11 protein-coding genes and 1 tRNA gene are annotated in these 12,500 nt (G+C 74.1%); 7 read left to right on the forward strand and 5 right to left on the reverse strand.

The features are described from left to right. Positions 1 to 35 precede the first annotated feature (35 nt). The gene (locus KUM42_RS14285) at positions 36 to 344 is read right to left on the reverse strand and encodes a DUF4235 domain-containing protein (RefSeq protein ID WP_237493195.1); all 309 of its coding nucleotides are present in this window, start codon (positions 342 to 344) and stop codon (positions 36 to 38) included. A 62-nt stretch (positions 345 to 406) separates the two neighbouring features. Between KUM42_RS14285 and KUM42_RS14290 the strand changes: the two genes are divergently transcribed. From KUM42_RS14290 to KUM42_RS14300, 3 genes are all read left to right on the forward strand, one after another. Continuing rightward, positions 407 to 1,189, forward strand: coding sequence for a uracil-DNA glycosylase (locus KUM42_RS14290; protein ID WP_237493196.1), 783 nt, complete (start codon positions 407 to 409; stop codon positions 1,187 to 1,189). 15 nt (positions 1,190 to 1,204) lie between these two features. After that, a tRNA-Leu gene (locus KUM42_RS14295) sits at positions 1,205 to 1,278 on the forward strand. A 113-nt stretch (positions 1,279 to 1,391) separates the two neighbouring features. After that, positions 1,392 to 2,216: a Bax inhibitor-1/YccA family protein gene (locus KUM42_RS14300; RefSeq protein ID WP_237493197.1), complete on the forward strand. Its 825-nt coding sequence runs from the start codon at positions 1,392 to 1,394 to the stop codon at positions 2,214 to 2,216. Between the two features lie 74 nt (positions 2,217 to 2,290). On the opposite strand, the gene KUM42_RS14305 is transcribed toward KUM42_RS14300, so the two are convergent. Continuing rightward, positions 2,291 to 3,304 (reverse strand): SGNH/GDSL hydrolase family protein, encoded by a 1,014-nt coding sequence (locus tag KUM42_RS14305; RefSeq protein WP_237493198.1) that lies wholly within the window; start codon positions 3,302 to 3,304, stop codon positions 2,291 to 2,293. A gap of 88 nt (positions 3,305 to 3,392) precedes the next feature. Here KUM42_RS14305 and KUM42_RS14310 point away from each other — a divergent pair, with 88 nt between their 5' ends. Further along, the gene (locus KUM42_RS14310; protein ID WP_237493199.1) at positions 3,393 to 4,760 is read left to right on the forward strand and encodes a DUF2252 domain-containing protein; all 1,368 of its coding nucleotides are present in this window, start codon (positions 3,393 to 3,395) and stop codon (positions 4,758 to 4,760) included. 6 nt (positions 4,761 to 4,766) lie between these two features. Here KUM42_RS14310 and KUM42_RS14315 read toward each other — a convergent pair whose 3' ends face one another. The 3 genes from KUM42_RS14315 to KUM42_RS14325 all read right to left on the reverse strand — a co-directional run bounded on the left by KUM42_RS14315 (position 4,767) and on the right by KUM42_RS14325 (position 8,851). Continuing rightward, on the reverse strand, positions 4,767 to 5,231 hold the full coding sequence (locus KUM42_RS14315) for a GNAT family N-acetyltransferase (protein ID WP_237493200.1): 465 nt from the start codon (positions 5,229 to 5,231) through the stop codon (positions 4,767 to 4,769). Between the two features lie 154 nt (positions 5,232 to 5,385). Continuing rightward, entirely contained in the window at positions 5,386 to 7,383 is a 1,998-nt protein-coding gene (locus tag KUM42_RS14320; RefSeq protein ID WP_237493201.1) for a hypothetical protein, read from the reverse strand. A gap of 1 nt (position 7,384) precedes the next feature. Beyond that, complete coding sequence (locus KUM42_RS14325) at positions 7,385 to 8,851, reverse strand: sigma 54-interacting transcriptional regulator (RefSeq protein WP_237493202.1); 1,467 nt, start codon at positions 8,849 to 8,851, stop codon at positions 7,385 to 7,387. A 78-nt stretch (positions 8,852 to 8,929) separates the two neighbouring features. Here KUM42_RS14325 and ilvA point away from each other — a divergent pair, with 78 nt between their 5' ends. The 3 genes from ilvA to KUM42_RS14340 all read left to right on the forward strand — a co-directional run bounded on the left by ilvA (position 8,930) and on the right by KUM42_RS14340 (position 12,125). Continuing rightward, entirely contained in the window at positions 8,930 to 10,156 is a 1,227-nt protein-coding gene (ilvA, locus tag KUM42_RS14330; RefSeq protein WP_237493203.1) for a threonine ammonia-lyase, read from the forward strand. 164 nt (positions 10,157 to 10,320) lie between these two features. Continuing rightward, complete coding sequence (locus KUM42_RS14335) at positions 10,321 to 11,322, forward strand: ATP-binding cassette domain-containing protein (RefSeq protein ID WP_237493204.1); 1,002 nt, start codon at positions 10,321 to 10,323, stop codon at positions 11,320 to 11,322. After that, on the forward strand, positions 11,319 to 12,125 hold the full coding sequence (locus KUM42_RS14340; protein WP_237493205.1) for an ABC transporter permease: 807 nt from the start codon (positions 11,319 to 11,321) through the stop codon (positions 12,123 to 12,125). Before KUM42_RS14335 ends, KUM42_RS14340 begins: the two co-directional genes overlap by 4 nt. The last annotated feature ends 375 nt before the right edge of the window (positions 12,126 to 12,500 follow it).

The following is a 12,500-nucleotide window of genomic DNA, read 5'->3' on the forward strand; positions in this document are numbered from 1 at the left end:
CCCCGAGCACGCTCGGGGCGGGGCCTGGAGGGCCGTCAGGCGGCGCTGTCGGCGTTCATGTCCGGGGGCAGCTCGCCGGTGATCGCCTGGTAGAGCGAGGTCGCCACGCGGGCGGCGACCAGCCGGCCGGCGGCGACGAGCACACCGGAGACGGCGGCCCAGGCCAGCGCCTCGCCCCAGCCGACGCCGGGCGCGGCCGGGTTCTTCGGCGGCGGGTAGCCCCGCGTCTTCTCCCACGCCGTGTCGGCGAGCTTCTTGACCAGGATCCCGCTGGGGACGGCCAGTCCGAGACCGAGCGCCTTGTACAGCGCCGGCTCCTTCTCCACCTGCTTCTTCTTCGCCACGCCCCGATCCTGCCCCAGGGGGCCTGCCGTACGCCGGGCGGTCGCGTGCTCTGCTGTCGCACATGGCACGCGACGCCGACGGCTTCCCGGTCACCCGCAGCGCCGGCGGGGTGCGCCGCGGCGCGGCCGGGTCCCGGGACCTGACCGTCCTCGACGAGCGGGTCTCCGGTTGCCGCGCCTGCCCCCGGCTGGTCGCCTGGCGCGAAGAGGTGGCCGAGGTCAAGCGGGCCTCGTTCCGCGAGGAGGAGTACTGGGGCCGCCCGGTGCCCGGCCTCGGGCCGGCCGACGCCCGGATCGCGGTGGTCGGCCTCGCGCCGGCCGCGCACGGTGGCAACCGCACCGGCCGGGTGTTCACCGGCGACCGCAGCGGCGACTGGATCTTCGCCGCGCTCTGGCGGGCCGGGCTGGCCAACCAGCCGACGTCGGTGCACAAGGACGACGGCCTGGCGCTCACCGACGTCCGGGTGTGCGCCGCCGTCCGGTGCGCGCCGCCGGCCAACGCCCCGACGCCGGAGGAGCGGGACACCTGCTCGCCGTGGCTGGCCCGCGAGCTCGCGCTGCTGCCGCGGCTGCGGGTGGTCGTCGTCCTCGGTGGCTTCGGCTGGCAGGCGCTGTGGCCGGTGCTGGCCGAGGCCGGTGTGCCGCTGCCCCGGCCGCGGCCGGCGTTCGGGCACGGCGTCGAGGTGTCGCTCACCGGACCGAACGGGCCGTTGACCCTGCTGGGCAGCTACCACGTGAGCCAGCAGAACACCTTCACCGGCAAGCTGACCGAGCCGATGCTGGACGCGGTGCTCAGCCGGGCCACGGAGCTGGCAAGCTCACCCACCGACGAGCCCGCTCCCTGACCGCCCTCCCAGCCCGCCCCCGTAGCCCAATCGGCAGAGGCAGACCCCTTAAAAGGGTCGCAGTGTCGGTTCGAACCCGACCGGGGGCACTCGTGCGGGTGACCGGGGCCGGGAACTCGCCGACCGGGCGTGGCGTTGGACAGGGCAGCGTGGGACGCACAGATGGCCCCACGGACCGACCAGTCACCTCGAGGAGATGACGATGCCCAGCAGCAACCCGGCCTTCAGCCGGGGCTTCGCCGCGGCCGGCAACAACCCGGCCGCCGGCTGGGGCGCAGGCCCGCAGCAGACGACCGGCGGGGCGCCCACCCAGTACGACCCGTACGGCAAGCCGGTCCAGTCGCCGTACGCGGCCACCGACCGCGCCTACATGACGATGGACGACGTCGTCACCAAGACGGGCATCAGCTTCCTGGTGACCGTGCTGTCCGCGGCCGTCACCTGGGCGCTCCTGCCCCCGGACCTGGCCTGGGGCCTGGCGCTCCCGTCGGTCCTGGTCGCGTTCGTGCTCGGCCTGGTGATCTCGTTCAAGCAGATCGCCAACCCGGTCGCCACGCTGTCCTACGGGATCCTCTACGGCATCGCGCTGGGCGCGATCAGCGAGGCGTTCAACGACATCTACCCCGGGATCGTCGTCCAGGCGCTCATCGGCACGTTCGGTGTGTTCGCCGGCATGTTGGTGGTCTACAAGACCGGTGCCATCCGGGTCACCCCGAAGCTGACCCGCTGGGTCGTCGGTGCCCTCGTCGGCGCTCTGGTGCTCACGCTGGTCAACGTCCTGATGGGCCTGTTCACCAGCGGCGACCCGCTCGGCCTGCGCAACGGTGGCCCGGTGGCCATCGGCTTCAGCCTGCTCATGATCGGCATCGCGGCGTTCATGCTGCTGCTGGACTTCGACGCTGCCGACGAGGCCATCCGCCGCGGCGCCCCGCCGAAGTACGCCTGGTACATCGCCTTCGGCCTGCTCGTCACGGTCATCTGGCTGTACATGGAGATCCTGCGTCTCCTGTCGTACTTCCGCGAGTGATCTGACACCTGCACCAGACGACCGTGGCCCGGTCCCCGATAGGGGGCCGGGCCACGGTCGTTCTCACGGTCGGTTCAGGAGCCGATGGGCTCCGTGGTCACCTGCGCCGGGTCGGCCGCGACGATCTCGGTCGGGACCCGCCGGCGCAGCCGCGCCCACGGGCCGCGCGCGTTCCCGGCCCCGCGGACGGCGGTGGGCTGTACCTCGGTGCCGGTGCGGCCGGCGGCCTTGGCGGCGGCCTGCGCGATCGGGCGGACGGTGTTGCGGCGCAGCCGCAGGCCGCGGTCCAGCGCGGCCGGCCAGACGCCGAGGGAGTCGGCGACCGAGGGCAGCAGCACCGAGGCGGCTGCGGCGTACCCGGCGGCCGAGGGGTGGAACTCGTCGCTGCTGAACATCGTCCGGTCGGTGGCGAAGGTCGGGCCGAGCACCGAGCCCAGCGACACCGTGCGGCCCCCGGCGGCGACGACGGCGATGGTCTGCGCGGCGGCCAGGTTGCGGCTCCACCGGCGGGCGAGGAAGCGGAGCGGCTGGCGGATCGGCCGGATCGTGCCCAGGTCCGGGCAGGTGCCGACGACGACCTTGCAGCCGGCGTCCTCGAGCCGGCGGACCGCGTCGGCGAGGTGCCGCACCGACGTCGCCGGCCGGGTGCGGCTGGTGACGTCGTTGGCGCCGATCATGACCACCGCGACGTCGGGGTGCTCGGCCAGCGCCCGGTCGACCTGGGCGTCCAGCCGGTTCGACGTCGCCCCGGACACCGCGAACTTGGCCAGCCGGACGGGTCGCTCGGCGAGCTCGGCCAGCGCCGAGGCGATGAGCACCCCGGGGGTGTACGCGGCGGTGGACACCCCGAGCCCGACGGCGCTGGAGTCACCGAGCATCACCATGACGATGGGGCTGCCCGCGTAGCGGCCGTAGCGGCCGTTGCCGGTGGGCGGGTCGGCCTGGGTGCGGTGGGACTGCACCGTGCGGCGGGCCGCCCGGGCCTCCTCGCGCAGCAGCGTCACCAGTGCGGCCCCGGCCAGGCCGACCCCGCCGCCGCCGTAGACGGCCCCGGTCGCCAGCCGGCGAGCCCTGCTCGCTCGCGTCACGCGACCCCGCTCTCTTCTCCCGGCTCCCCGGCCGCGTCCTGCGCGGGGAGCACCGTCCCTGAGGCTAGTTGCCCCCTACCGTGGGGAGGTGGCCGCCCGCGTTGACCTCACCCCTCCGAACAACCGCCCGGACGACGACGTCCGCAGCCAACAGATCATCGACGTGCTGGTCGACGCCTTCTCCGACCTGATGTCCGCTGATGCGGACGCCTTCCGGACCAAGTTCCGCAAGATGGCCGCCGACCCGTTCGCGTTCTACCGCGGCTCGGCGTGTCTGTTCTACGCCGACATGGCGGCGCTGGAGGACCGCTGGAGTGACGAGCGGACGTCCCGGGTGTGGATCCAGGGTGACCTGCACGCGGAGAACTTCGGCACCTACATGGACGGCGAGGGCCGCATCGTCTTCGACGTCAACGACTTCGACGAGGCCTACCTCGGCCACCTCAGCTGGGACCTGCGCCGGTTCGCGGCCAGCTTCGCGCTGCTCGCCTGGCGCAAGGCGCTCGCGGACGACGTGATCGGCGAGCTGCTCGGGATGTTCCTCGGCTCCTACCTCGACCAGGTCGAGGCCTTCACCCGGTCCGACGAGGACCGCTCCTTCGCCCTGACCCGGGACAACACCGAGGGCGCGGTGCACGACGTCGTGCTCGCCACGACGGCCCGCACCCGGATCGGCCTGCTCGACCGGGTCACGGTGGTGGAGCGCTTCGAGCGGCGCTTCGCCGACCTGCCGCGCAACCGCCGGCTTGACGACGACGAGCGCGCCGAGGTGCTGCACGCGCTCGAGCGCTGGCAGGGCACCGTGCACCCGCCGCGGCGCAAGCGGGACGTCGCCTACGGCGTGAAGGACGTCGTCGGCACCGGCGGCTTCGGGATCGGCAGCGCCGGGCTGCCCGCCTACAGCGTCTTGATCGAGGGCTACGACCAGGCGCTGGAGAACGACGTCGTCCTGTCGCTGAAGCAGGGCAACGTCGCAGCCCCCAGCCGGATCGTCCGCGACCCGGAGATCAGCGGCTACTTCGAGCACCACGGCCACCGGACGGCGGTCAGCCAGCGCGCGCTGCAGGCCAACGCCTCCCAGTTCCTGGGGCACACCGAGATCGGCGGCGTCGGCTTCGTGGTGCAGGAGCTGTCGCCCTACGAGAGCGACCTGGACTGGGAGGACCTCACCGAGCCTGACGAGATCGCCACCGTGCTCGCCCAGCTGGGCCGTGCCACGGCGAAGCTGCACTGCGTGGGCGACGCCGACAGCGACCACACCCTGGTGCCGTTCCAGACCGAGGAGGCGCTCACCGAGCTCGTCGGGGACCGCCGGGAGCAGTTCGTGGCCGACCTGGTGGAGTTCGCACACTCCTACGCCCGCCGGACGCAGGAGGACCACCGGTTGTTCGTCGACGCCTTCCGGGCCGGGCGCATCCCCGGCATCAGCTCCAGCGGGGCGCACCCCACCGCCTGAGCCCGGTCAGCGGATCGGCAGCTCGATGACCATCCCGCGGTGCGGCCCGACGGGGCGCAGGTCGTACTCCTCGGTGACGGGGGTGAAGCCGATCCGCTCGTAGAACCCGACGGCCGCACCCCGGGCGTCGCACCACACCAGCTGCCCGCCGCGGGCAGCGACCCGGGACAGGCCTTCCGCCACCAGCGCGCGGCCCACGCCGAGGCCGCGCACCCGCGGGTCGGTGGCCATCCCGCGCAGCTGCCAGGACCCCTCGCCCTCCCGCCACGGGCAGTCGCGGGGGTGGAAGCGGACGACGCCGACCACCTCGCCGCTCTCCAGCCGGGCAGCCAGGTGGAACGTGTACGGGGCGTCGTCCTCGTCGATCTCGGCGGGCCGGCCCTGGCGCAGCTCCTGCACGCGCAGCGGGTACGTGGTCGCCGCGTCGACCTGCTCGATCGTGATCGTCCCGGTGGGTGCCTCGCTGCTCACGCCGTCCATCCTCCCCGACGCGCCGCCGGTGGCCCGGGTGACCCGGCCCACCGGCGGTCGCCCCGGCCCCGTTGTCCGGGCCCGGTCCCGCCGTCAGGCCCCTGTCCTCCTCGCCCCGAGCGTGGGAGGGGCGAGGGGTACAGGGGTCCTCCGTCTACCGCCCGCGGCGTCCCTTGCGGGCCTGGAGGTAGTCGGCCACCACGTACTCGCCGAGCCGGTCGCTGGAGGGCTGGAACACCCGGCCCCCGGCGCGGGCGGTGATGTCGTGCACGAACTCGACCAGCCCGGGCTCCGGGTCGAGGGCGAACACGTTCATCGTCGCGCCCGACCGGGCCACCTTCTCCACCTCGGCGACGGTGCGGGCGATGGTCTCCGGCATCGGCGGCCAGCAGAAGAACGGCGTCCCGTCGTCCTCCAGGTGGGCGGTGGGCTCGCCGTCGGTGACCACGAGGACCACCGGCTCGGCGTCCCGGTGCCGGGCCAGGAACCGGCGGGCCAGCATCAGCCCGTGCTGCAGGTTGGTGCCCTGCAGGGTGTCGACGCTGAGCTCGGCCAGCTCCTCCGGCCGGAGCACCTGCGCGGTGGAGGAGAACCCGATGATCTCGATGGCGTCCTGCGGGAAACGGGTGGTCACCAGCGAGTGCAGCGCCATCGCGGTGGACTTCGCGTCGCCCCAGGTGCCGCGCAGCGCCATCGAGTACGACAGGTCGACCAGCAGCGCGACCGCCGCGCCCGTGCGGCGCTCGGTCTCGACCACCTCGAAGTCCTCGACGGCGATCTGCACCCTCCGCTGCCCGTCACCCCGCGGCGTGCCCGCGCCGCGCAGCACCGCGTTGCGCACCGTGCGGACGACGTCGAGTGGCTGCTCGTCGCCGAACCGCCACTCGCGCGAGGCCCCGGTCAGCTCGCCGGTGGCGCCGGCGTCGGCGACGTCGTGCTCGCCGCGGCCGGTCGCCGAGAGCTGGGCGAACACCCGGCGCAGCGCCGTCGCGCCCAGCCGGCGGACCGCCTTGGGGGACAGCTCGAGCTTGCCCTCGCTGCGGTTGAGGTAGCCCTGCCGCTCTAGCTCGCGCTCCAGCTGCCGCAGCGCGGCCAGGTCGTCGACGGCCGAGCGGCCCAGCGCCTGCTCCAGCAGCTCCTCGTCGACGTCGGCCAGCGAGGCGCCCGCGTAGCCCTGGGACAGCTGCTGACTGAGCGCCTCCAGGTCGGCGAGCTCGGCGACGGCGCTGGTGGCGTCGCCCATGCCGAGCCCCTGCTCGCCGTCGGGCACCGGACCGCCCTGGCCCCACGGCAGGTCCGGGCGGGCCTGCCGCAGCGCGTCGTTGAGGTGCGCCATCTCGCTCTGCAGACCCAGGTCGCCCATCGCCTGGCCCATCAGGTCCTGCAGCTCGGCGCGCTGCTCGGCCGACAGCCCGGCCATCATCCGCTGCTGCGCGGCCGCCCGGCGGGCGAGGGAGTCGATGAGCTCCTCGACCGACTCGGGGGAGTCGGGGAAGAACTCCCCGTGCTTGCCGATGAAGTCGGCGAACTGCTGGTCGGTGTCCTCACCGCGGTTGTGCGCGTCGACCAGCGCGGACAGGTCGGCCACCATGTCCTTGACCGCCTGCATGCCGGCGCCGTCACCGTCCTGCATCTGCTGCAGCGCCTGCTTCATGCCCTGGAACGAGCTGTCCAGGACCTCCTGCTGGAGCAGGTCCTTGATCTGCTGGTAGGCCTGCGCGGCCTCCGGCGAGCGCCACTGCTTGTCCTTCAGCGCCCGCACGGCTCCCGCGGTGTCCTGCGGGAGGGCGTCCAGCTCCTGCTCGGCGAGGCGGGCGGCGTCGTCCGGATCGGGGAACAGCGCCGTCCGCTCGGCCTCCACGGCCCGGTCGAGCAGCTCGCGGACCTCCTCGAGCGTGCCGTCCATCCGGCCGGCCTTGCGCGCCTGCTTGAGCCGGTCGCGGACGTTGCGCCGCAGCTGGTCCAGGCCGCGGCGCCCGTCGACGCCGCGGCGCAGCAGGTCGCGCATCGCCTCGCGGACGCCGGCACCGGCCAGCACCTGGTCACCGATCTCGTCGACCGCGGCCGCGACGTCGTACGGCGGGGCCAGCGGGTCGGGCCCGCCGGTCCACTTGCCGTACCGGTACCCCCGGGGCCTGCGTGCGCCGGGCACGTCAGGCCCCGTAGATCGTGCGGGAGCCGTCGGTGTCCTTGGCCAGCCGCCGGGTCAGCCACAGCCCCTCGAGCGCGAACTCGACGGCCGCGGCGGCCTGCTCGGCGGACTCCTCGCCCTCGGGCACCCCGAGCCGGCCCAGCAACTGGGCCAGGTTCGGCACGGTGCCCAGCTGGCCGAGCAGCCGGGTGGCCGGCACCAGGTCACCGGACTCGACGGTGTCGCCGCCGGTGAAGTGCTCCTGCAGGCCGGTCAGGTCCAGCCCGCCGCAGCGCGCCCGGAAGGTCTGCGCGGTGGCCTGCCGCAGCAGGTGCTCGAGCACCTCCAGGTCGCGGTCGTCGTCGCTGTCGGACCCGGAGTCGGCGAACTCGACCTTGCCGCGGCTGGCCGGGACGATGCTGGGGAGGTCGACGACCCGGGCCACCGGGCGCGCCTCACCGGCCACCGCGGCGCGCCGGACGGCCGAGGCCGCGACGGTCTCCAGCCCGGCGATCGCGAACCGGGCGCTGACGCCGGAGCGCTGGTCGACCTGGCTGGACTCGCGCACCAGCCGGGTGAAGCGGGCGACGATCTCCACCAGGTGCTCGGGCACGATCGGGGTGTCCAGGTCGGTGCCGGCGCCCAGCCAGCTGGTCTGCGCCTCCTGCTTGAGCAGGCGGATCTCGTCGGCCAGCTCGATCGGGTAGTGGGTGCGGACCTCGGCGCCGAACCGGTCCTTGAGCGGGGTGATGATGCGCCCGCGGTTCGTGTAGTCCTCGGGGTTGGCGCTGGCCACCAGCAGCAGGTCCAGCGGCAGCCGCACGCGGTAGCCGCGGATCTGGATGTCGCGCTCCTCGAGCACGTTGAGCAGTGCCACCTGGATGCGCTCGGCCAGGTCGGGCAGCTCGTTGATGCTGAAGATGCCGCGGTTGGTGCGCGGCACCAGGCCGTAGTGCACGGTCTCGGGGTCGCCCAGGGTGCGGCCCTCGGCGACCTTGATCGGGTCGACGTCGCCGATGAGGTCACCGACGCTGGTGTCGGGGGTGGCCAGCTTCTCCCCGAACCGCTCGCTGCGGTGCTGCCAGCCGACCGGGGTCGCGTCGCCGTGCTCGGCGACCTGGCGGTGCCCCCAGACGCTGATCGGGGCCAGCGGGTGCTCGTTGAGCTCGCTGCCCACGAGCACCGGCGTCCACTCGTCGAGCAGGCCGACGAGGGTGCGGATCAGGCGGGTCTTGCCCTGGCCGCGCTCACCGAGCAGCACCAGGTCGTGGCCGGCGATGAGGGCACGCTCGACCTCGGGGACGACGGTGTCCTCGAAGCCGACGATGCCCGGGAGGGTGGTCTGTCCGGCGGCGAGCCGGGCGAGGAGGTTGGCGCGGAGCTCGGCCTTGACCGGGCGGAAGGCGGCGCCGGTGGCGCGGAGCTCGCCGAGCGTCGTGGGAGCGGGAGGGGTGGGGGACTGGGTCCCCTGCGGTGCGGCGTCCGTCACCTCGACCACGGTACGACGCAGGAGTGACAGTCGGGTGTCCGTCGTCCCGCCGCCGGCGGGTGCGGGAGGATCGCCGGTGTGATCGCACCCGGTGCAGTGCCCCTGGTCAGCGGCGCCGACGTCGAGGCGGCCGCCGTGCTGCTCGACGGCGTCGTCCGCCGCACCCCGCTCGAGCACTCCCGCGCGCTGGCCGACCGGGTCGGCGGGCCGGTGTGGCTCAAGTGCGAGAACCTGCAGCGGGCCGGGTCCTTCAAGATCCGCGGCGCGTACACCCGGATCGCCCGGCTCACCGACGCCGAGCGCGCCCGCGGGGTCGTCGCCGCCAGCGCCGGCAACCACGCGCAGGGCGTCGCGCTGGCCGCCCGCGAGCTGGGCGCCGCGGCGACGGTCTTCATGCCCGAGAGCGCGCCGCTGCCCAAGGTCGCCGCCACCCGCGGGTACGGCGCGGAGGCCCGGCTCGGCGGCGCGACCCTGACCGAGGCGATGGTCTCGGCGGTCGAGTTCGCCGCCGCCACCGGCAAGGTGTTCATCCACCCCTTCGACCACCCCGACGTCATCGCCGGGCAGGGCACGGTGGGCCTGGAGGTCCTCGAGCAGTGCCCCGAGGTGGCCACCGTCGTCGTCTGCACCGGCGGGGGCGGGCTGGTGTCGGGCATGGCGGCCGCGGTGAAGGCCCGCCGTCCCGACGTCCGGGTCGTCGCCGTGCAGGCCGCTGCGGCGGCCGCCTTCCCCGCCTCGCTGGCCGCCGGGCACCCGGTGCAGCTGGCGTCGATGGCCACCATGGCCGACGGCATCGCCGTCGCCGCGCCCGGCGACCTGACGCTGGCCCACGTCGCCGGCCTGGTCGACGACGTCGTGACCGTCACCGAGGGCGACCTGTCCCGGGCGCTGCTGTTCTGCCTCGAGCGGGCCAAGCTCGTCGTCGAGCCGGCCGGGGTCGCCGCGGTCGCGGCGGTGCTGGCGGACCCGGGCGCCTTCGCCCCGCCCGTGGTGGCGGTGGTCTCCGGCGGCAACATCGACCCGGTGCTGATGATGAAGGTCGTCCAGCACGGCATGACCGCCGCCGGTCGCTACCTCTCGTTGCGGGTGACGGTGCCCGACCGGCCCGGCTCGCTGGCCGGTCTGCTGCGCGAGCTCGCGGGGCTCCGGGCCAACGTGCTGTCCGTCGAGCACGAGCGGACGACGCCGGTGCTCGACCTCGGCGAGGTGCTGGTGGGCGTCCACCTGGAGACCCAGGGCCCCGACCACGCCCGCGGCGTGCTGGCCGCACTGTCGGCCGCCGGTTATCCGGTGCTCGTCGACTGACCCGCCGATGAGTTCGCGCGGCGGCGCCGGTCTGCACCTGCGACCCGCCGTCGCACCCGGCGGCGGGGACCGTGCGTCGTCGGAGGTGTGCTCGTGGAACGGACCCGCCGCGTGTCCAGGAAACCGCTGGAGAAGTGTCACAGCCCACTCCTAGCGTGTACGGCATGAACAACGCCGTCGTCGTCGAGGGGCTGGTCAAGCGCTTCGGGGAGAACACCGCGCTCGGTGGGGTCGACCTCACCGTGTCCGAGGGCACCGTCCTCGGGCTGCTCGGTCCCAACGGGGCGGGCAAGACCACCGTCGTCCGGATCCTGAGCACCCTGCTGCGCCCCGACGCCGGCCGCGCCGAGGTCAACGGCCTCGACGTGGTCACCCAGGCCGGCCAGGTCCGCGCCACCATCGGGCTCACCGGCCAGTACGCCGCGGTCGACGAGTACCTGACCGGCCGGGAGAACCTGGAGATGGTCGGGCGGCTCTACCGGCTCAGCGCCAGGGAGTCCCGCAGCCGGGCCGGGGAGCTGCTGGAGCGCTTCGACCTCCTCGACGCCGCCGGCCGCCCGGCCAAGACCTACTCCGGCGGCATGCGGCGGCGGCTGGACATCGCCGCCTCGCTGATCGCCCGGCCGCGGGTGCTCTTCCTCGACGAGCCCACCACCGGCCTGGACCCGCGCAGCCGGCTGGGCATGTGGGAGTTCATCGCCGACCTGGTCCACGACGGGACGACGATCCTGCTCACCACCCAGTACCTGGAGGAGGCCGACCGCCTGGCCGACCGGATGGTGGTCATCGACCGCGGCCGGGTCATCGCCCGCGGCACCGCCGACGAGCTCAAGGCCCAGGTCGGCGGCGAGCGGCTGGAGCTCACCGTGCGCACGGCCGAGCAGCTGGCCGTCGTCACCGACGCGCTGCGGCCGCTGGCGCACGGTGAGCTGCAGGCCGACCCGCAGACCCGGCGGCTGTCGGTGCCGGTCACCGGTGGCACGGACACCCTCGCCGAGGCGCTGCGCCGGCTGTCCGGCGTCCCGGCCGAGATCCTGGACGTCGGGCTGCGCCGTCCCGACCTCGACGACGTCTTCCTCACCCTCACCGGCCACAGCGCCGAGGCCGCCCAACCGGCTGCCGAGACCGCCGAGCACGACCCCGTCAGCGCAGGAGCCTCCCGATGACCACCCTGGCCGAGACCGTCTCCGACAGCATCGTCATCACCCGGCGCAACCTGATCAAGGTCAGGCGGGTCCCCGACCTGATCGTGGCCGCGACGCTGTCGCCGATCATGTTCGTGGTGCTCTTCCGCTACGTCTTCGGCGGCGCGATCAACCTGCCCGACGGCATCACCTACGCGGAGTTCCTGCTGCCGGGCATCTTCGCCCAGACGGTGGTCTTCGGGTCCACCATCACCGGCGCGAGCCTCGCCGACGACATGCAGAAGGGGCTCATCGACCGGTTCCGCTCGCTGCCGATGTCCCGCTCGGCGGTGCTCATCGGCCGCACGGTCGCCGACCTCGGGCTCAACGCCTTCTCCATCATCGTGATGGCGGTGACCGGGCTGGTGGTGGGCTGGCGGATCAACAGCTCGATCGCCGAGGCGGTCGGCGGGTTCCTCATCCTGCTGGTGTTCGCCTACGCGATCTCCTGGCTGATGGCGCTGGTCGGGCTGCTGGTGCGCACGCCGGAGGTGGTCAACAACGCCAGCTTCATCGTGATCTTCCCGCTGACGTTCATCGCCAACACCTTCGTGCCGCTGGAGAGCTTCCCCTCGGTGCTGCGGCGCTTCGCGGAGTGGAACCCGGTCTCCACGGTCACCCAGGCCGCCCGCGAGCTGTTCGGCAACATCCCGGCCAGCGCGCCGGAGCCCGCGGCCTGGTCGCTGCAGCACCCGGTGCTCTACACGCTGCTGTGGGCCCTGGCGATCCTCGCGGTGTTCGTCCCGCTGTCGGTGCGGGCCTACCTGCGCACGTCCTCCCGCTGACGGGAAGGCCTTCCCGCCCGGCCGCGTCCGGGAGGCGCACGGGTCCTCCCGCTGATGGGGAGGCCTCCCCGCCCGGCCGCGTCCGGGAGTCGCACGGGTCCTCCCGCTGACGGGAAGCCTCCCCGCCCGGCCGCGTCCGGGAGTCACACGGGTCCTCCCGCTGACGAGAGGGCCTCCCCGCCCGGCCGCGTCCGGAGCCGCACGGGTCCTCCCGCTGACGGGAAGCCTCCCCTCCCGGCCGCGTCCGGGAGGCGCACGGAGGCCCCTCGCCCGTGGCGGGCGTCCGCGAGGAGGCCGGCTGCTGGACGGTGCAGCGCGGCCGGGGCCGGGGGGAGTCGGGGCCGGCCGGCCGTCCAGGTGACGGCCGGCCGGGGT

The sequence above is a fragment of the Modestobacter sp. L9-4 genome (assembly GCF_019112525.1).
Lineage (GTDB): Bacteria > Actinomycetota > Actinomycetes > Mycobacteriales > Geodermatophilaceae > Modestobacter.